Genomic DNA, 18,331 nt, shown 5'->3' on the forward strand with positions numbered 1-18,331 from the left:
CCGAAACGCAAAAACCGCGTCCCTGCGGGAACGCGGCTTTGCCAGATACACATGGCATTTCGCTACGAGAATACTTGCGAAATTTACGGGCTCCGGTACGCGAGACCTGATCCGGAGCGCCGGGCAGACGCGATGTCCGCCTCGCAGTCCGTTTTAAAGGCACATCGTTACCGGTGCGTTAGCAAGACCTTAAGCAAATCTAAATTTGCCGGCTTCGTAGCGGCAAATCTTGGAAATAACCCTTCAAAAGCAGAGACTTATGCCGGATTTCCGCGCAGGAAATTAATAATGCCGGAAAAATCGGCGCCGGCGTGGCCTTGCGCGTTGAACAAAGCATAGAGTTGCGTGGCTTCGGCGCCGAGCGGGGTCACGGCGCCTGCGTTCTGCGCGGCTTCCTGCGACAATTTCAGGTCCTTCAGCATGAGCGCGGCGGCAAAGCCCGGCTTGTAGTCGCGGTTGGCCGGCGAGGCCGGAACAGGGCCGGGCACCGGGCAATAGGTGGTGAGCGACCAGCATTGGCCCGAGGAAGTGGAGGCGACGTCATACAGCGCCTGGTGCGACAGGCCGAGCTTTTCGGCCAGCACAAAGGCTTCGGCGACGCCGATCATCGAGATGCCGAGAATCATGTTGTTGCAGATCTTGGCGGCCTGGCCGGCGCCGTCGCCGCCGCAATGAACGACGCGCCCGGCCATCGGCTTCAGGATCGGCTCGGCGGCGGCAAACGCCTGATCCGAGCCGCCGGCCATGAAGGTCAGCGTGCCGGCCGCGGCGCCGCCCGTGCCGCCGGAGACGGGTGCGTCGATCGACGGATGACCATGCTTCGCGGCAATGGCATGCGCCTTGCGCGCCGATTCGACATCGATGGTCGAGGAATCGATGAACAGCCCGCCTTTCCGGGCCTTGGGCGCGATGTCCTCATAAACCGACAGCACATGCTTGCCGGCCGGCAGCATGGTGATGACGACGTCAGCGTCCTTCACCGCGGCGACGGCGTTCGCCATGACGGTCACACCATGCTCTTTCGCGACCGTAAGGTTTTCGGGCACAAGGTCGAAGCCCAGCACCGCATGCCCCGCCTTTACGAGGTTGGCGGCCATGGGATTGCCCATATTACCGAGGCCGATGAAGGCGATGGTTGCCATCGTTTTCTCCCGATTTTGCGTCAGCGCCCAATCAACGAGCGCGCGATGATGACGCGCATGATCTCGTTGGTGCCTTCGAGGATCTGGTGGACGCGCAGATCCCGCACCAGCTTCTCGATGCCGTAATCGTGCAGATAGCCGTAGCCGCCGTGCAATTGCAGCGCCTGGTTGGCGATGTCGAAGCCGATATCGGTGACGAAGCGCTTGGCCATCGCGGACCATTTGCCGGCATCCGGCGCCTTGCGGTCGAGCTTGGAAGCGGCGGCGTAGAGAAAGATGCGGGCCGCCTGCAGTTCCGTTTCCATGTCGGCCAACCTGAACTGCAGCGCCTGGAACTGGTTGATCTTGGAGCCGAAGGCCTTGCGCTCGGCCGTGTAGGCAAGCGCCTTGTCGAGCGCCGACTGCGCTCCGCCGAGCGAACAGGCGGCGATGTTGAGCCGCCCGCCGTCGAGCCCGGCCATGGCGATGCCGAAGCCTGCGCCTTCTGCGGCGAGCAGGTTCTCGGCCGGCACCTTGCAGTCCTCGAAGATGACCTGGCGGGTCGACTGCATGTGCCAGCCCATCTTGTGCTCGTTGGCGCCGAACGAAAGGCCGGCCGCATCCTTGGGCACGACAAAGGTCGAAATGCCTTTCGGGCCGTCGCCGCCGGTGCGCGCCATCACGACATAGAGGTCGCTGTCGCCGGCGCCGGAGATGAACTGTTTGGCGCCGTTCAAGACATAATCGCCGCCGCTTTTCACCGCACGCGTCTTCAGCGCAGCCGCATCCGAGCCCGAGCCGGGCTCGGTCAGGCAATAGCTCGCCAGCCACTCCATAGAGGTCAGTTTCGGCAGGAAGCGCTGGCGCTGCTCGTCGCTACCGAAGCGGTCGATCATCGAGGCCGCCATGTTGTGGATGGAAATGAAAGAGGAGAATGCCGGATCGGCGTGGGCAAGCGCCTCGAAGATCAGCACGGCATCCAGCCGCCCCAGCGCCGAGCCGCCGACATCGTCGCGCACATAGATGCCGCCGAGGCCGAGCGGCCCGGTCTCGCGGATCACATCGGCGGGGAAGTGCTTTGCCTTGTCCCAGTCGAGCGCATTGGGCGCGACGCGGTCGGCCGCGAAAGCCTGGGCCATCTCCTGGATGGCGCGCTGTTCCTCGTTGAGTTCGAACTGGCCAGTGCCCGCATCGACTGCCGCGTCCATGGCGTGCTCCCTGTCGTTCAGGCCTTCTGGCCTGTCGTTTTTGGCTTTGCGCGCCGTTCAATCTAGACCAATGATGCCGCCGCGCAACCCGGGCCGTTGAGAACCGGCTGTGCGTGGAATGACTAACGGAGCTCTTGCGTGCCGACAATTTTCGATGAGTTGCTGGAGCGATTCCAAGCCTATCTCGCGGGCGTCGACAACGATCTGGTGACGGATGAAGTCGCGCGCATCGGCTGGGACATGCCTGCACGTTCTCTCGGGCCGCGTGCGCTTGGCTGCCTTAGCCATCTCGATCGCATCGCCGAGTTGGCTCCGGCCGACGCCGGGCCATTGACGCGATTTGTTGCCGACCATCGGGACGAGTTGCGCTGGGGGCAGACCTACAGCGCCGCCGATTTCGGGCAGAGTTTTGTCGACAATTACGGCTGGCTGGAAGTGTTCGGCACGCGCGGACATTTCGTCAATGACGAAGCCGCGGCTGGCCTGCTGATCCTCGGGCCTGACATCGTCTATCCCGACCATCATCACCTCGCCGAGGAGATCTATATCCCGCTGACCGGCGGCACGGAGTGGCGGATGGGCGAGGAGAACTTTCATACGCGCGACGCCGGCGAGGTCATTCACCACGCGTCCAATGTCAGCCATGCCATGCGCACGGGCAAGGAACCGCTGATGGCGCTCTATCTCTGGCGCGGCGGGCCGCTGGCACAGAAATCGACCATTGGCTCAGGGGGCAGGGGCTGATGGCGAAAGCGATCATGCTGCAGGGCACCGGCTCGGATGTCGGCAAGACCGTGCTGGTGGCGGGGCTTTGCCGCGTTGCGAAGAATCGCGGGCTGAAGGTTAGGCCATTCAAGCCGCAGAACATGTCGAACAATGCTGCCGTTGCCGATATTCCGGGCGACGACAAGGCCGGCGAAGGCGAGATCGGCCGCGGGCAATGGCTGCAGGCGCTGGCCTGCGGCGTGAGGCCGACCGTGCATATGAACCCGGTGCTGCTCAAGCCGCAGAGCGATATCGGCTCGCAAGTGGTGGTGCAGGGCCAAGTCTATGGCGAGGCGCGGGCGCGCGACTACCAGGCGATGAAAGCCGGGCTGATGGACGCGGTGCTGGATTCCTGGGCGAAGGTCGGCGCGGGCGCGGACCTGGTCATCGTCGAGGGCGCGGGCTCGCCCGCCGAAATCAATCTCAGGAGCCGCGATATCGCCAATATGGGCTTTGCCACGCGCGCCAATGTGCCGGTGATCCTGGTCGGCGACATCGACCGCGGCGGCGTGATTGCGTCCGTGGCCGGCACGCATCTGATCCTGCCGGAGGAAGACCGGCGCATGATCGCCGGCTATCTCATCAATAAGTTCCGCGGCGATGTCTCGTTGTTCGACGACGGGATCAGCGCGATCGAAAAATTCACCGGCTGGCGCTGCTTCGGCGTCGTGCCGTGGCTGAAGGCGGCCGGGCGGCTGCCGTCCGAGGATTCGGTGGTGCTCGAACGCCTCGCTTCCGGCGAGAAGCGGGCGCTGAAGGTGGCGGTGCCGATGCTGGCGCGCATCGCCAATTTCGACGATCTCGATCCGCTGAAAGCCGAGCCGCAGGTCGAGGTGGTGTTCGTGCCGCCTGGCAAGAAGCTGCCGGAAGATGCCGGGTTGGTGGTCATCCCCGGCTCCAAATCGACGATCGGCGATCTCCTGAAATTCCGCGAGAACCGCTGGGACCGCGATCTCCTCGCCCATCACAAGCGCGGCGGCCATGTCGTCGGCATCTGCGGCGGCTACCAGATGCTCGGCCGCATGGTGCGCGATCCCGACGGCATCGAAGGCAGTGTCACTGAGGCCGAAGGTCTTGGCCTGCTCGACATCGAAACGGTGATGGAGCCTGAGAAGACTGTGCGCAATTCAAGCGCGCATTCGGTGCAGTTCGGCCTGCCGCTCGCAGGCTACGAAATCCATCTCGGCCGCACCACCGGCCCCGACACGGCGCGGCCATCGACGATCCTCAACGGCGCCGAGGACGGCGCGGTTTCCGCCGACGGCAAGGTGATCGGCACCTATCTGCACGGCCTGTTTTCCGCCGACGCTTTTCGCGCCGCATACCTGGAGAGCCTTGGCGTCAGGGGAGGCGGTATCGACTATCGCGCGGATGTCGAGAAGGCGCTGGACGAGGTCGCGGCCGAGCTGGAGAGGCATCTCGACTGCGACGCGATTTTTGCCATCGCGCGATAGATAGCTCTATCGAACCCACAGGGTTTGTGATTGGCGAAAACGCCCCTCGGGTCGTCATCCACGGGCGGAGCAAGGAGCGAAGCGACGCAGCGCAGACCCGAGGATCCATTCCGTGACGTCAAGGCTTTGCAACAGTGCAGAATTCTGCTCCGCTGCACCCCTCGCGTGAGGTAACGGAATGGATCCTCGGGTCTGCGCGTCCGCTTCGCTCCCGCTCCGCCCGTGGATGACGAAGCTGGCAGATCGCGGCCAATCTCCAGCGTCACTGATGGCCTCAAGCCTTCTCTCCCGCCTTCGGCCAATAGGTGCCGAAGGACCAGACATTGCCTTCCGGGTCGAGGCAGATGAACTCGCGGCTGCCATAGTCGCGGTCGACCAGTTCCTGGATGATTTTCGCGCCGGCCTTCTTGGCACGCGCATAGGCGGCGTCGGCGTCATCGACGGCGATGTAGATCGACTTGCCGCCGCCATCGCCGGGCGCGCCGACCATCTTGCCGTAATCGTCGTCGCGTGCCGTACCCAGCATGATCATCGAGGACCCGAAAGTGAGCTCGGCATGGTGGACGATGTCGCCCTCGCCATAGCGAGCGCGCGCCTCGAAGCCGAAGGCCTCGCACAGCCAGTCGATCATCTTGGCGGCATTTCTGTAGCGCAGAGCCGGATAGAGACGGGGTGCTTCGTTTGCTGTCGGCATGACAATCTCCCTGGATCGGTTGATGAATGCCAGTCTGCGCAAAGGCGGTCTCGGCGTCTTGAAGAAATGTTACTCGGGTCAGGCCTACATCGACGCCGCGAGACCGGTCGGCGTTTCGCCGGCCAACTGACGGAACTCGCGCACCAGATGCGCCTGGTCGGCGTAGCCGCAATCGGCGGCGATGCCGGCCCAGTCATTGTCCTGCCGCTTCGACAGGGACAGCGCGCGATTGAAGCGCACGATGCGCGACAATGTCTTCGGGCCGATGCCGATCGCGTCGGTGAATCTCGCCGCCAGATGCTTGCGGCTCCAGCCGATCTCGCCGGCGAGCGCCGAAATGCGGGTGCGGCCGCCCGACGCAATGACTGCCCTATAGGCCCAGGCGATTTCCGGTGAAAGCGCATTCGCCTCGACAAGGCGGCTGGTAACGAATCCCTCGGCAATGTCGAAGCGCGCGTTCCAATCCGATGCCTCGCCGAGCCGTTCGCGCAATGCGATGCCGTCAAAGCCCAGCGCATCGTCCAACCCGACCATGCGATCCCGCAGCTCGCTCATCGGCAGGCCGAAGAATTGCCTGGCTCCGAGCGGGGTAAAGTTAACTTGGACGCAGCACGCGCCGCCGAAGGATTCGATCATGACCGGCCCGGCATAGAGGCCGGCGGCGAAGCTGGCGTAGCGGTCATTGTCGCCCGGGCTGTGGCCGAGCCCAATGGCAAAGGCTTCGGCGAAGCTGATCACCAGCGGCACGGTCAGCGAAGCATATTCGACGATGCGGAAATGGCCGAGGCGGGTCTCGCGATAGCCGCAGATATCCGTGACGACGCCCGCAAGCGAGGCGGCGGGCTTGCGCCGCACCATCTCGAAATGGAGGGCGGGAGAGCGATTATCCTGGCGATGGCGCTCTGGCTCGTCGGACATGATCCGAGCCTAGCAGAACACCCCTTCGAAAATCAAAAGCGCCCGGCAGGGCCGGGCGCTCCGAGTTGCCTGAGAGTGCTGTGCTCAGGTGCCGCGCATCAAACAGCCGGCGGCGAGCACGATGTAGCCGATAAGCATGATCCAAACGGACGCAAGCGGAATGAATGCAAGAACGCCAAGCGCGGCGAGAAGGCCGATGACGGCGATAACCAACGAAATAATGAACACGATCTGGGTGGGCGCACTGAGATTCATGTCTGGTCCCTCCAACATGATTCGCAACACCAGAACTCTAACAGGAGGAGGCCTCACACACCAACCAGTTGGCGCAAAGGATTGGCGGGGTCGGCCAAGAGCTTGATCGCGAGCGCCACGCACACGGTCACCAGCAGCGGCTTGATCAGCTTCGCGCCGATCCGGATGGCCAGGCTTGCGCCGACGCGCGCGCCGATGAACTGCGCCACGCCCATCATCAGGCCGATCTTCCAGTCGATGACGCCGACGGCGGCGAAAACGACGAAGCCGCCAATGTTGGAGGCGAAATTGAGCAGCTTGGTGTGCGCCGTCGCCTTGAGCACGCCGTAGCCGGCAAGGGTGACGAAGGCGAGCATGTAGAAGGAACCGGCGCCCGGACCGAAGAGCCCATCATAGAAGCCGATCAGCGGCGGGACGCTCAGTCCGAATAGGAAGGGCGACAGCCGCTCGGCGCGGTCGACGTCGCCCATGTTCGGCTTCAGCGCGAAATAGAGCGCGATGGCGATCAGCAGCAGCGGCAGCAGGGCACGCAGGAAATCGCCCGGCACGACGGTCGCCAAAAGCGCCCCGACCGCGCCGCCGGCAAGCGCCAGCGCGGCGGACGGCAGCTGGCGACGCAGGTCGACCTGACCCTTGGCGGCGTAGTGGATGGTAGCCGAGCCGGACCCGAACATGCCCTGCAATTTGTTGGTGCCAAGGGCTGCGACCGGCGAAAAGCCGGCAAGCAGCAGCGCCGGGATGGTGATCAGCCCGCCGCCGCCGGCGATCGAGTCGACAAAACCCGCCGCAAAAGCGGCGGCAGTGAGTATGAAGACGGACTGCAGGGTAAGGTCGATCATCGGGCTGGGAGTGAGGCGAGGGAGGGAGCCGCAGCTTCCATCACGCTCGCCCCGTTTGCGCAAGAGCGATTCCAAGCTAACAATCAGATCAGACTCGCAAAGGGAGCTTGGTGGCGATGGCGCTGCTCGACCAGATACGTTCGATCTTCGACGGTGACCCGGGTGTGCGCAAGGTGGCGGACGACCCTGTGCTGTCGGCGGAATTGCTGATGCTGTTCCGCATGATCCTGGCCGACGGCTCGGTCTCGGAGAGCGAGATGGTCGTCTTCCGGCATATCTGCAAGGAAGCCTTCGGCATTCCGGAGGCCAGCATCGACAGTGTCATCGAATATCTCAACGATTATGGCTACGAGACCAACGGCTCGCAGGCGATCGCGCTGTTCCGCGACCTCGATGTCGAGCGCCGAAAGCTGCTTGCGCGCCACATGGCCGACATCGCCAAGGCCGATTCCAAGCTGGCGGAGAGCGAGGTGAAGCTTCTGCGTCGCACGCTCGACCTGCTCGACATCAGCCCCGTCGATTTGGTGAAGCCGGAGAGCTGAACTACCCCTGTTCCTGCATTTTGCGCGCGATCGCGCGGTGAAGGTCGGGTGCCGCCGCGACCAGCGCCTGCGCCGCCTCTGAGCGCGGATGGTCGAGCACCTCGGCCGCCCGGCCGCGTTCGACGATCTTGCCTTCATGCATAACCAGCACCTCGTCCGCCATGGCGCGGGCGACCGTCAGGTCATGGGTGATGAAGAGATAGGCGATGCCGAGCTTCTGGTTGAGCTCGGCGAAAAGGTCAAGGATCTGGGCGCGGATCGAGACGTCCAGCGCCGATACCGGCTCGTCGGCCACCACCAGCTTCGGACGGGTGATGATGGCGCGGGCGATCGACAGGCGCTGGCGTTGGCCGCCGGAGAATTCATGCGGGTATTTGTCCATGTCGCGCTGGCTAAGGCCGACTTCCTGCAGCGCATGCGCGACCATCTCGCGGCGCTCGGCCTTTGCCGGCGGCTTTTCCAGAAGATGCAGCGGCTCGGCCACCAGCTTCTCGACCTTCTGGCGTGGGTCGAAAGAGCCGTAAGGATCCTGGAACACGACTTGCATATCGCGCCGGGCCGGCTTCAGTGTCGACTCCGGCTTGCCGGTGATGGGCTCGCCGCGAAAGCGGATCGTGCCCGCCGTCGGCTTGTCCAAGGCGAGGATCATGCGGGCAAGCGTAGACTTGCCGCAGCCCGAGCGGCCGACGAGCGCCACCGATTGCGCGGGCTCGATGGTGAGCGAGACATCGTCGACGGCGCGGATCGGTTGTGCCGGCCGGAATAGCGATTTGCGCCGCCCCGGATAGTCCCGGCCGACGCCCTGGACTTCGAGCAAGGGTTTTGCCGATCCGGCAAGGTGCGGTTTCGGGCGCGCCGGCACGTGCGTGGAGGCCAGCGCCAGCTCGCGCGTGTAGGGATGCTGTTGCTCCGACAAGGTCCGGGCGGTGTCGCCGGCTTCCATCACTTCGCCGTTGCGCAGGATGATCAGGCGATCGGCCATCTCGGTCACCACGGCGAGGTCGTGCGAGATGAGCAGCAACCCCATGCGGTTCTCGCTGACCAGGTCGCGCAAAAGATCAAGAATCTGCGCCTGCAGCACCACGTCGAGCGCCGTCGTCGGCTCGTCGGCGATCAGCAGCTTCGGTTTCAGCGCGCAGGCGATGGCGATGACGACGCGCTGGCGCTGGCCGCCGGACAGTTCGTGCGGGTAGCGCGACAGCGGGAATTTGGCCTCGGGCAGGCCGACGCGGTCGAGGATTTTTCGCGCGCGCTCCTCGGCCTCGGCGCGGCTCGCTTTGGTGTGCCAGCGGATGCCTTCGGCGACCTGTTCGCCGATCGTCTTGACCGGGTTGAGCGCCGTCATCGGCTCCTGGAAGACCATGCCGATATCGTCGCCGCGCAAGGCGCACATCTGGTCCTCGGTGGCAGCGAGGATGTCGATGCCGTCGAAGGCGACGCGGCCGTCAGCGCGGGCCAGATGCGGCAGCAACTGCATGATGGTCAACGCCGTCATCGATTTGCCGGAGCCGGATTCTCCGACCAGGCCGACGACCTCGCCCGGTGCGATTGTCAGCTCGACGCCTTTCAGGATCGGCGTATCGCCGATCGAAAGCGACAGGTTTTCGATCTCGAGCAGGTTCATCTACGCCGCCGCGATTTCGGATCGAGGATGTCGGCAATGCCGTCGCCGAGCAGGTTCAGCCCAAGCACGGTGATCACGATCGCCATGCCGGGGAAGATCGCCATCCAGGGCGCGGTCACCATGCGCGTCTGCGCGTCAAACAGCATGCGGCCCCAGCTCGGCATCGGCGGCTGGGCGCCGAGGCCGACATAGGAAAGCCCGGCTTCGGCGAGGATGCCCAGCGCGAACTGGATCGTGCCCTGGACCAGCAGCAGCGTCGCGATGTTGGGCAGGATGTGCTCGACGGTGATCTGTGTCATGCCCTTGCCGGCGGCGCGCGCGGCAAGGATGAATTCGCGGGGCCAGATGGCCAGCGCGCCCGCGCGGGCGACACGCGCGAAGACAGGGATATTGAAGATGCCGATGGCGATGATGGCGTTGACGGCGCCCGGGCCGAAGATCGCGGTGATCATGATTGCCGAAAGCAGCGCCGGAAAGGCAAAGACCAGGTCGTTGAGGCGCATCAGCGCCTCGTCGATCAATCCGCCGCGCGCCGCGGCGACGGCGCCGAGCGGCACGCCGATGCCCATGCCGATGCCGACCGCGACCAACGCCACCGCAATCGAGTTGCGGGCGCCGACCATGATCATCGACAGGATGTCGCGGCCGAAATGGTCGGTGCCGAACCAGTGCGCCCAGGAGGGCGCCTGCGTCTTGTCGGCGATCACCAGCCTGGTGACGTCGTAAGGCGTCCAGGCAAAGGAGAGGAGCGCGACGGCCACAACCAGCAGCGTGATGATCAAGCCGATCAGGAAGGAGCGGTTGCCGAAGGCCTTGGCCAGCACGCCGGCAAGCGTTTCCTCGGGCAGGTCGACGCGCATGGTCATTGCCGGCCTCTCGAGCGGTTCCGCGTTTCGCGGAATCGCTGAACCGCTCTCAGTATTTGTTTTGGCGCAATTCCGGACGGAAAACCGCTACGCACTTTTCCTGGAATTGCTCTTAGGCGCGGGTCGACGAGGGCGTAGGAGAAATCGACAAGGAGGTTGATGAGGATCACTGCGGCGACCAGCAGCATGACGATGCTCTCGACCACGATCAGGTCGCGCTGGGTGATCGCCTGGAAGATCAATCGGCCGAGGCCTGGCAGGTAGAAGACATTCTCGATGATGATGGTGCTCGCAAGCAGGAAGGCGAATTGCAGGCCGAGGATGGTGAGCACCGGGATCATGGCGTTGCGCAACGCGTGGCGCCAGAGCACAGCGCGGTAGGGCAGGCCCTTGGCGCGCGCGGTGCGGATATAGTCCTCGTTGAGCACCTCGATCAGCGCCGAGCGGGCGACGCGTCCGAGGATCGCCGCCTGCGGCAGCGCGAGCGCGATGGCGGGCAGGAACAGCGATTTCAGCGCCGTCCAGATGCCGGCGCTCCAGCCGGGGAAACCGCCGGCCGGCACCAGATGCAGCCATACGGCAAACAGATAGATCAGCATCAGCGCGAACCAGAAATTCGGCACGGCGACGCCGAGCTGGGCGGCGCCCATGGCGAGCGTGTCGCCAGCGCGGCCCTGGCGGCTGGCGGAGAACACGCCGACCGGAATGGCGATGATGGTCGAGAGCGCCAGAGCGATCAGCGCCAGCGGCAGGGAGACGACGACGCGTTCGCGCACCAGGTCGATGACGGGCACCGAATAGGTGTAGGAGCGGCCGAAATCGAGGCTGAGCAAGCCTGCCGCCCAGTGGAGATAGCGCAGCACCAGTGGCGCGTTCAGCCCCATCTGGTTGCGCAGCACCTCGACCTGATCGGCGCTGGCATTGAGGCCCAGCATCAGGCGCGCCGGGTCGCCGGGCAGGATCTCCATGACCGCGAACACCACGATCGAGGCCAGCACCAGGGTGAGGGCGGCGATGATGATGCGTTTCAGGAGATAGGCGGTCATGGGAGGCGATCGGGCGATCGCGCCGGCCTCAATCCGTCCAGTTCACCTTGGTCAGATCGTCAGCCTCGATCGGCCAGTTCGTCCACATGCCCTGCAGCTTGGCATCCCAGACGCCAATCTTGGGCAGCTCGAACAGGTAGACGGCGGGCACGTCGTGCGCGAGAATCTTCTGCGCCTCGCCCAGCAACTCCAGCCGCTTGTCCTTGTCGACCGTGGTGCCGAGCTCCTTGATGACATCGTTGAACTTCGGATTGTCATACTGGAAATAGTAGCCGGGCCGCGAATAGATATCGATGTCGTTTGGCTCGACATGGGACACAATCGTCAGGTCGTAGTCCTTGTTGGTGAAGACCTGGCTCAGCCACTCCGCCCATTCGACCGGAATGATCTGCAGATTGACCCCGATCTCCTTCAGTTGGGACTGAATCACCTGGCCGCCGTCGCGTGCGTAGGGTACGGGAGGCAGCTTGATCGTGGCCGAAAAGCCGTTCTCCAGCCCCGCCTCCTTCAGATACTCCTTGGCCTTAGCGATGTCGTGCGGATAGACGCCAGTGAGATCGACATAGCCCGCGTCGCCTGGCGAAAAATGAGAGCCGATCGGCTTTCCAAGACCGTTCGAGGCCGTGGCGATGATGGCGCTGCGATCGATTGCGGAGGCGAGCGCCTGCCGCACCGCGAGCTTGTCGAAGGGCGGCTTCTTGTTGTTGATCGACAGGATCGTCTCGCCCTCGGTCGAGCCGATCACGACGCTGAAGCGCGGATCGGACTGAAGTTGCTCGAGCGCGTCTTGTGCGGGCATGTTGGCGAAAGCCTGGATGTCGCCCGAGAGCAATGCAGGAACAGCCGCGGCCGCGTCTGGCACGATACGGAATGTCGCCTTGTCGAGCGCAGCGGGCGTACCCCAGTAGTCCGGATTCTTGACCAGCGTGATCTCGGAACCCTTGGCCCAATGATCCAACTTGAACGGACCGGTACCGATCGGCTTGTCCTTGTTGCCGTCGGCCGATGCCTTCGCCACGATCACCGCCGCAACCTGGCCCATGTCATAGAGGAAATCGCCCTGCTGACCGTCGAGCGTGACCTTGACCGTTGCCGGATCGACCGCTGTGACATCGGTGATATGCGCAAAGAGCGGCTTTTGCGGATTGAGCGAATCCTTGGCGCGCGCCCGGTCCAGCGAGAATTTCACGTCGGCGGCGCCGAAGGCCGAGCCATCGTGGAACTTCACGCCGGAATGCAGCTTGAACGTGTAGACCTTGCCGTCGTCGGAGACGGCCCAGCTCTCGGCGAGGGCGGGCTGAACCTGGCCTTTGTCGTCGATGCGCGTCAGCCCTTCAAAGACATTGGCATAGGTGACTTCGCCGATGGCCGCGGCCGCGCCGGCGGTCGGATCGAGATGCGGCGGCTCGAGCACGATGCCGAGCGTGAGGTCGGTGCGTGCGGCAAAGCCCGACGTGGCGGCGGCAAGCGACAGGGTAGCCGCGGCCAGGATGGTCTTCCACAATTTCATCGCTGAACTCCCATTTGCTCAAAATGCGCTCAAGCTGGCGGATAGAAGCGTGATTTGGCCTGCGAGTAAATTGCGTTTCGTGCTGCCGGGCGGCGCCAGGCGGAATGTTTTTCCGGATCAGCCGGTTGCACCGCGCAAGAGCACATTGAGGCCGATAGCCATCACCTTGGCCGATTCCACCATGTCGGCGATGCCGACCCATTCGTCCGGCCGGTGGGCGAGGTCGAGGATGCCCGGGCCATAAGCGATACAGTCATAGAGGTGGCCGATGCGCGCGACATGCTTCTGGTCGTAGGTACCGGGCGAGATCACATAATCCGGTTCGCGGTCGAACACCTCCATGATGCCCTTCGCGACGGCCTTCACCACCGGCGCGTCGCGCTCCGTCATCAGCGGCAGCACCTCCATCAGATCGCGGATCTCGTAGTCGAATTTCTCGCGCTCGCGTTTCAGCCGTTCGAGGATGCCGGTGACTTCGCCTTTGACGGAGGCGATGTCTTCTTCGAGCAGAAAACGCCGGTCGATGGTGAGCCGGCACCAATCGGGCACGTTGGGCGAGGGAAGCCCCGGCCGGAAATCCTCGGTCTGGCCGCCATGAATGGAATTGATGTTCATGGTCGAGCGCCTGGCGCCTTCCGGCACCACCGGCATGCGCGTCATCTTGCGGTCGAGGGCCGGGAACAGCTCGTCCTCGAAGGCCTTCAGGACGGCGCCCATATGGCGCACCGCATTGTCGCCGAGGAAAGGCATCGAGCCATGCGCGATCTCGCCCTTGGTCTCGATCTCGGCCCACCACACGCCCCGATGGCCAAGGCAGATGCGATCCTTGTTCAGCGGCTCGGGGATGATGACGTGGTCGACTTTCGGCTTCGAGAAATAGCCGAGCCTCGCCAGATGGGCGACGCCGCCGAAACCGCCCGATTCCTCGTCCGCCGTGCCCGATATCTCGATGACGCCGGGGAAATCGGGATAGGCTTCCATGAAGGCTTCGACGGCAATGACGGAGGCCGCCAGACCGCCCTTCATGTCGCACGCGCCGCGGCCATAGACCCTGCCGTCCTTCACCACGCCGGCAAAGGGATCGACGGTCCAGCCTTCGCCAGCTTCGACCACGTCGATATGTGAGTTGAAATGCACGCAGGGGCCGGGCGAGCGGCCGTCCAAGCGGGCGACGACATTGATGCGGGGGTAGCGGTCGCTGTCGCCCGGGGCGCCCTCGGCACGGATCAATTCGGTTTCGAAGCCGCGTTTCTTCAGGCGCGCGCCAAGAAACTCGGCGCATGGCCGATAGGCCTCGCCTGGCGGGTTGACGGTCGGGAAGCGGATCAGGTCGGCGGTCAGCGCAACGAGGTCGTCGGCCCGGTCCTCGACCGCCTTGAGAAGTTGTTCGTCCATGCGGTGGATTGAAGAAGGAACGCAGCACTTTTGCAAGCAGCAGTCACTCATTGCCACACGACGATCCAGGCATGGCCCAACGCCCCCGCCTAAACCCCAGAGGGTGCGTGTCGCAGCGGCAACTATACCGGGAAATCATTCAAATTCACCGCATTGGATTGGCGGTTTCGTCAATGAGTGTGTGGTACTTAACGCACCTGCCGGCAAAAAGATGGAAAACCGCGTGGATGGCAGGGGGCAATCAAAGGGGTTTGATCGCATGAAGAAGTTCGTTCTCACGGCAACCGTGCTGGCAACCGCGTTGTTCGGCATGTCCATCGCAAGCCGGGCGGCCACGCTGGTCGCCAATATCGACGTCTCGTCACAGACCATGACCGTCAGCAAATACGGCCAGGTGGTTTATCGCTGGAGCGTGTCGACCGCGCGCAAGGGCTACTTCACGCCGCGCGGCAGCTACCGGCCGCAATGGACCGCCCGGATGTGGTATTCGCGCAAATATGACAACTCGCCGATGCCCTATTCGGTGTTCTTCCACGGCGGATACGCCATTCACGGCACCGGGTCGGTAAGAAATCTCGGGCGCCCGGCCTCGCATGGCTGCGTGCGCCTGCATCCGTCCAACGCCGCGACCTTCTATTCGATGGTCAAGGAAGTCGGTTACGGCAACACGCGGATCGTCGTCACCAACTGAGCCTGGTCGGCGGGCCGACCGGTTACAGGCCGACTGTCGCCTTCGACTGTCCGCGCTTGCGGCGGCGGCCGCTGATTTCCCAGCGCTTGTGGAACCACATCCACTGGCCGGGGTCCTCACGCACCCAGCGCTCGACCACATCGGTGAGCAGCTGGGTGGTGGCGCTGACGTCGACGCTACCGCCTTCGGTGCGCGGCAAGGTCAATCTGTCCTCGATTTCCAGGCGGAAGCGGTTGCCCGGCAGCCTGACGCAGCGGGCGGGATAGACATCGCAGTCATAGTGGCGGGCCAGCATGCCGAGCATCGGGTTGCTCTGGCATGGGCGGCCGAAGAAGGTCGTGTCTACGCCGCCCGAGAATTTCTGATCGACAAGCACGCCGATATTGCCGCCCTTTTCGAGGATGGCGGCAAGGGCGAAGGACGCGCCGGCGGCGGAGGGCAGCAGGGCGCCCATCGAGGAGCGGCGCGTCGAGTGGATGTAGTCGGCAAGATAGGGATTGTTCGGCGGGCGAAACAGCGCCGTGATGTTCATGCCGAAGGTGGCCGCGGCCACCGGCAGCAGCTCGAAATTGCCGAGATGGCCGGTGAACAGGATATGCGGCTTCTTCTCGCCGGCGATCTCGTGGAAATGCTCGACGCCGCCTACCTCGACCCGGCCCGGCTTCGAAGCGTTCGGATCGAAGTCGAACAGCGCGTCGAGGAAGATGTATTCGGCCGCGAGGCGGGCCATGTTGCCCCACATGTCGCGCGCGATGGCTTCGATCTCGGCGTCGCTCTTTTGCGGATAGGCAAGGCGCAGATTGTTGACCGCAACGCGGTGGCGCCCGACCATCGGGCCGATGCGGCGGGCGACGCGGTCGGCGAAGTTGAGCGCGCTGTCCGGCGGCAGAAGCCGCAGCAGCGAGAGCAAGACGATAGCAAGCTTGGCGACCAGCCAGTGCTCCAACTGGCGCAGCCGCCGCCCGTAGCGGAACATCAAGTCCCGGCGGGCTTTCCTGAACACCGTGCCGACCATCCGCCTTTCCTGGAACTGCTTTAGGAAACGCGCAGGATGATCTTGCCGAAGACGTCGCGGCCTTCCATGCGCTTCAGCGCGGCGTCGATGTCGTCGAAGCCGACTTCGGTATCGATGACCGGGGCAACGAGGCCGGCCGCCATCTTCTGCATGGCATTGGCCATGTTCTCCATGCGGCAGCCGAAGGAGCCGAGCAGCTTCAGCTGCTGCTGGAAGAGCTGCATCAGGTTGACCTGCGTCGACACGCCCGAGGTCGAGCCGCAGGTGACGAGGCGACCGCCGCGCTTCAAGCACAGCATCGAGCCCGCGAAGGTATCGGCGCCGACATGCTCGAACACCACATCGACACCCTTCTTCCTGGTCAGCTTGCGCACGACGCCTTCGAAACGGTCCTCGCGGTAGTTGATGACATGGTCGGCGCCAAGCGCCGTGGCCTTGTCGATCTTGTCGTTCGAGCCGACCGTGGTGATGACAGTGCAGCCCATCTTCTTTGCGAGCTGGATGGCAGCGGAGCCGATGCCGGAGCCGCCGGCATGGACGAGGACGGTTTCGCCCGGTTCCAGCCTGGCGTTGTCGAACAGCATGTGCTCGACCGTGCCGAAAGTGACCGGAGCGACCGCCGCGCCGGTCTCGGTGACGCCGGGAGGCGCAGGCACCAGAAGACGCGCCGGCAGGTTGATCTTTTCCTGGGCAAAGCCGTCGAGATGGAAGCCATGGACGCCGGAAACATGCTCGCAGAGATTGTCGCGGCCTTCGCGGCAGGCGCGGCAAAGCCCGCAGGTGCGCGCGCCGTAGATCGACACCAATTGTCCCGGCAGCAGGTTGGAGACGCCGGGGCCGACCGCCTCGACCTCGCCGGCGGCCTCGGCGCCGACGACCAGCGGCAGCTTGCGCTTGGCAAACGCCATGCCGCGCCAGCCCCAGACGTCGATATGGTTGAGCGCCACCGCCTTGATGCGGAGCGTCACTTCGCCCAGCGAAGGCGGCGGGGGAGGCGGCAGGTCCACCGTTTCAAGGCGGCGGTCCTCGATAAGTTGCAATGCGCGCATGTGGCCTGTCGGGTCTGTAAGAGCGGAAAAGTCCGCTTAGACCGGTTCCCGCGCCATGACAAGGCAGGTGTTCTGGCCGCCGAAGCCGAAGGAATTCGACAAAACCGTGCCCACTTCGGCGTTGCGCTTCTTGTTCGGCACGACGTCGAGCACGATGGCCGGATCGGGATTATCGTAATTGATCGTCGGCGGGATGACGCTTTCGCGCATGGTCATCAGCGAGAAGGCGGCCTCCACCGCGCCGGCGGCCGACAGGGTGTGGCCGATCATCGACTTGTTAGACGAGATCGGCATCGAGCCGATGCGCTCGCCGAAGACTGTGGACAGCGACAGGTGCTCCATCTTGTCGTTTTCGGGCGTCGAGGTGCCGTGCGCGTTGACGTAGTCGATCTCGTCTTCGCCAAGGCCCGCATCGGCAAGAGCGGCGCGCACCGCCGCGATCGCCGGTGAGCCGTCGGGCTTGGAGCGGGTGCGGTGAAAATCGTCGGCCTTCTCGCCGCAGCCGCGCATGATGCCGAGGATCGTTGCGCCGCGCGCAAGGGCGCCTTCCAGCGATTCCAGCACCAGCGCGCCGGAGCCTTCAGCCAGCACGAAGCCGTCGCGGTCCTTGGAGAAGGGCTTTGAGGCCTTTTCGGGGATATCATTGTGAGTGGAAAGGGCCGAGAGCAGCGAGAAGCGGATCAGCGCTTCGGCGGTGGCCGAGCCGTCGGCGCCGATCGACAGCGCCTTGTCGCACTCGCCGCGCCGGATCGCCTCGACCCCGAGCTGGATGGCGGTGGCGCCCGAGGCGCAGGCGGTCGACAGGGTGATCGGCAGGCCACGCGTGCCGAAGCGGTCGGCCAGGCGATCGGCGATCGAGCCGAACTGCGTGGTCTCGAAGACATCCAGCTCCTTCAATCCGCGCGCCACGCGCAGCAACCTTTCGGCACCGGCGTCCTGCTTGTCGGAATTATAGAGCGAGAAGCGGTCGATCCAGTCGAGCTCGACCGGCGGTGAGGCCAGGAACAGCGGGCCGCCGAAATCGCCGGACTCCAAACCAGCTTCCGAGACGGCCTCCTGGGCCGCCGTCTCGGCTAGTTCGTAGGTGAGGTGGCTGGCGCCCTTCGAGCTCGACGGCAGGAAGTCGACCATGCCGGAAATGCGGGTGTTGAGGTGGTCGACCGGAAAGCGGGTAATCGGATGGATGCCGGATCTGCCCGAGGTCAGCGCCGCCCAATTGTCGGCCTTGCCGACGCCGAGCGAGGTCACCACGCCGATACCGGTAACGGCGACGATAGGCCTGCCCATGTGGTCGCGAAGATTGGCCATGCTTTGTCTGCCTCGTTATCGAGCAATTCCA

The 18,331-nt window shown here is 64.2% G+C and carries 18 protein-coding genes; 4 read left to right on the top strand and 14 right to left on the bottom strand.

What is annotated here, in order from left to right:
• Positions 1 to 257: 257 nt before the first annotated feature.
• Both mmsB and LB520_RS01465 read right to left on the bottom strand, forming a co-directional pair.
• Positions 258 to 1,142 carry a 3-hydroxyisobutyrate dehydrogenase gene (mmsB, locus tag LB520_RS01460; RefSeq protein ID WP_224636171.1) on the bottom strand — a complete coding sequence of 295 codons (885 nt, stop codon included), beginning with the start codon at positions 1,140 to 1,142 and terminating at the stop codon, positions 258 to 260.
• A gap of 20 nt (positions 1,143 to 1,162) precedes the next feature.
• Positions 1,163 to 2,329, bottom strand: coding sequence for an isobutyryl-CoA dehydrogenase (locus tag LB520_RS01465; RefSeq protein ID WP_224636173.1), 1,167 nt, complete (start codon positions 2,327 to 2,329; stop codon positions 1,163 to 1,165).
• 138 nt (positions 2,330 to 2,467) lie between these two features.
• Between LB520_RS01465 and LB520_RS01470 the strand changes: the two genes are divergently transcribed.
• Positions 2,468 to 3,073, top strand: a complete 606-nt coding sequence (locus LB520_RS01470) for a dimethylsulfonioproprionate lyase family protein (protein ID WP_224636174.1) — start codon at positions 2,468 to 2,470, stop codon at positions 3,071 to 3,073.
• Complete coding sequence (locus LB520_RS01475) at positions 3,073 to 4,548, top strand: cobyric acid synthase (protein ID WP_224636175.1); 1,476 nt, start codon at positions 3,073 to 3,075, stop codon at positions 4,546 to 4,548. Before LB520_RS01470 ends, LB520_RS01475 begins: the two co-directional genes overlap by 1 nt.
• 274 nt (positions 4,549 to 4,822) lie before the next feature.
• On the opposite strand, the gene LB520_RS01480 is transcribed toward LB520_RS01475, so the two are convergent.
• From LB520_RS01480 to LB520_RS01495, 4 genes are all read right to left on the bottom strand, one after another.
• On the bottom strand, positions 4,823 to 5,242 hold the full coding sequence (locus tag LB520_RS01480; RefSeq protein WP_224636176.1) for a VOC family protein: 420 nt from the start codon (positions 5,240 to 5,242) through the stop codon (positions 4,823 to 4,825).
• An 84-nt stretch (positions 5,243 to 5,326) separates the two neighbouring features.
• Entirely contained in the window at positions 5,327 to 6,160 is an 834-nt protein-coding gene (locus LB520_RS01485; RefSeq protein WP_224636177.1) for a helix-turn-helix domain-containing protein, read from the bottom strand.
• A gap of 84 nt (positions 6,161 to 6,244) precedes the next feature.
• Positions 6,245 to 6,415 (bottom strand): hypothetical protein, encoded by a 171-nt coding sequence (locus LB520_RS01490; protein WP_224636178.1) that lies wholly within the window; start codon positions 6,413 to 6,415, stop codon positions 6,245 to 6,247.
• Positions 6,416 to 6,468: 53 nt separating this feature from the next.
• Positions 6,469 to 7,254, bottom strand: a complete 786-nt coding sequence (locus tag LB520_RS01495) for a TSUP family transporter (protein ID WP_224636179.1) — start codon at positions 7,252 to 7,254, stop codon at positions 6,469 to 6,471.
• A 110-nt stretch (positions 7,255 to 7,364) separates the two neighbouring features.
• Here LB520_RS01495 and LB520_RS01500 point away from each other — a divergent pair, with 110 nt between their 5' ends.
• A complete protein-coding gene (locus LB520_RS01500; protein ID WP_224636180.1) occupies positions 7,365 to 7,796 on the top strand; it encodes a TerB family tellurite resistance protein in 432 nt (143 codons plus the stop codon).
• A 1-nt stretch (position 7,797) separates the two neighbouring features.
• On the opposite strand, the gene LB520_RS01505 is transcribed toward LB520_RS01500, so the two are convergent.
• From LB520_RS01505 to LB520_RS01525, 5 genes are all read right to left on the bottom strand, one after another.
• Positions 7,798 to 9,420, bottom strand: coding sequence for an ABC transporter ATP-binding protein (locus tag LB520_RS01505; RefSeq protein ID WP_224636181.1), 1,623 nt, complete (start codon positions 9,418 to 9,420; stop codon positions 7,798 to 7,800).
• Positions 9,417 to 10,286 carry an ABC transporter permease gene (locus tag LB520_RS01510; protein WP_224625977.1) on the bottom strand — a complete coding sequence of 290 codons (870 nt, stop codon included), beginning with the start codon at positions 10,284 to 10,286 and terminating at the stop codon, positions 9,417 to 9,419. The genes LB520_RS01505 and LB520_RS01510 overlap by 4 nt, the downstream gene beginning before the upstream one ends.
• Positions 10,283 to 11,332 (bottom strand): ABC transporter permease, encoded by a 1,050-nt coding sequence (locus LB520_RS01515; protein ID WP_224636182.1) that lies wholly within the window; start codon positions 11,330 to 11,332, stop codon positions 10,283 to 10,285. Before LB520_RS01515 ends, LB520_RS01510 begins: the two co-directional genes overlap by 4 nt.
• 28 nt (positions 11,333 to 11,360) lie before the next feature.
• Positions 11,361 to 12,842, bottom strand: coding sequence for an ABC transporter substrate-binding protein (locus LB520_RS01520; protein ID WP_224636183.1), 1,482 nt, complete (start codon positions 12,840 to 12,842; stop codon positions 11,361 to 11,363).
• A gap of 117 nt (positions 12,843 to 12,959) precedes the next feature.
• Positions 12,960 to 14,237 carry an acetylornithine deacetylase/succinyl-diaminopimelate desuccinylase family protein gene (locus tag LB520_RS01525; RefSeq protein WP_224636184.1) on the bottom strand — a complete coding sequence of 426 codons (1,278 nt, stop codon included), beginning with the start codon at positions 14,235 to 14,237 and terminating at the stop codon, positions 12,960 to 12,962.
• A 259-nt stretch (positions 14,238 to 14,496) separates the two neighbouring features.
• Between LB520_RS01525 and LB520_RS01530 the strand changes: the two genes are divergently transcribed.
• Complete coding sequence (locus tag LB520_RS01530; RefSeq protein ID WP_224636185.1) at positions 14,497 to 14,928, top strand: L,D-transpeptidase; 432 nt, start codon at positions 14,497 to 14,499, stop codon at positions 14,926 to 14,928.
• A 22-nt stretch (positions 14,929 to 14,950) separates the two neighbouring features.
• Here LB520_RS01530 and LB520_RS01535 read toward each other — a convergent pair whose 3' ends face one another.
• Genes LB520_RS01535 through LB520_RS01545 form a run of 3 tightly spaced genes read right to left on the bottom strand, consistent with a single transcriptional unit; the run spans position 14,951 to position 18,300 of the window.
• Positions 14,951 to 15,943: a lipid A biosynthesis lauroyl acyltransferase gene (locus LB520_RS01535; protein ID WP_224636186.1), complete on the bottom strand. Its 993-nt coding sequence runs from the start codon at positions 15,941 to 15,943 to the stop codon at positions 14,951 to 14,953.
• A gap of 20 nt (positions 15,944 to 15,963) precedes the next feature.
• Positions 15,964 to 16,992: a zinc-binding dehydrogenase gene (locus LB520_RS01540; RefSeq protein WP_224636187.1), complete on the bottom strand. Its 1,029-nt coding sequence runs from the start codon at positions 16,990 to 16,992 to the stop codon at positions 15,964 to 15,966.
• A gap of 36 nt (positions 16,993 to 17,028) precedes the next feature.
• Positions 17,029 to 18,300 carry a beta-ketoacyl-ACP synthase gene (locus tag LB520_RS01545; protein ID WP_095764965.1) on the bottom strand — a complete coding sequence of 424 codons (1,272 nt, stop codon included), beginning with the start codon at positions 18,298 to 18,300 and terminating at the stop codon, positions 17,029 to 17,031.
• Positions 18,301 to 18,331 lie beyond the last annotated feature (31 nt).

This window comes from Mesorhizobium sp. CA12 (genome assembly GCF_020165255.1).
In the GTDB taxonomy this organism is placed as follows: Bacteria; Pseudomonadota; Alphaproteobacteria; order Rhizobiales; family Rhizobiaceae; genus Mesorhizobium.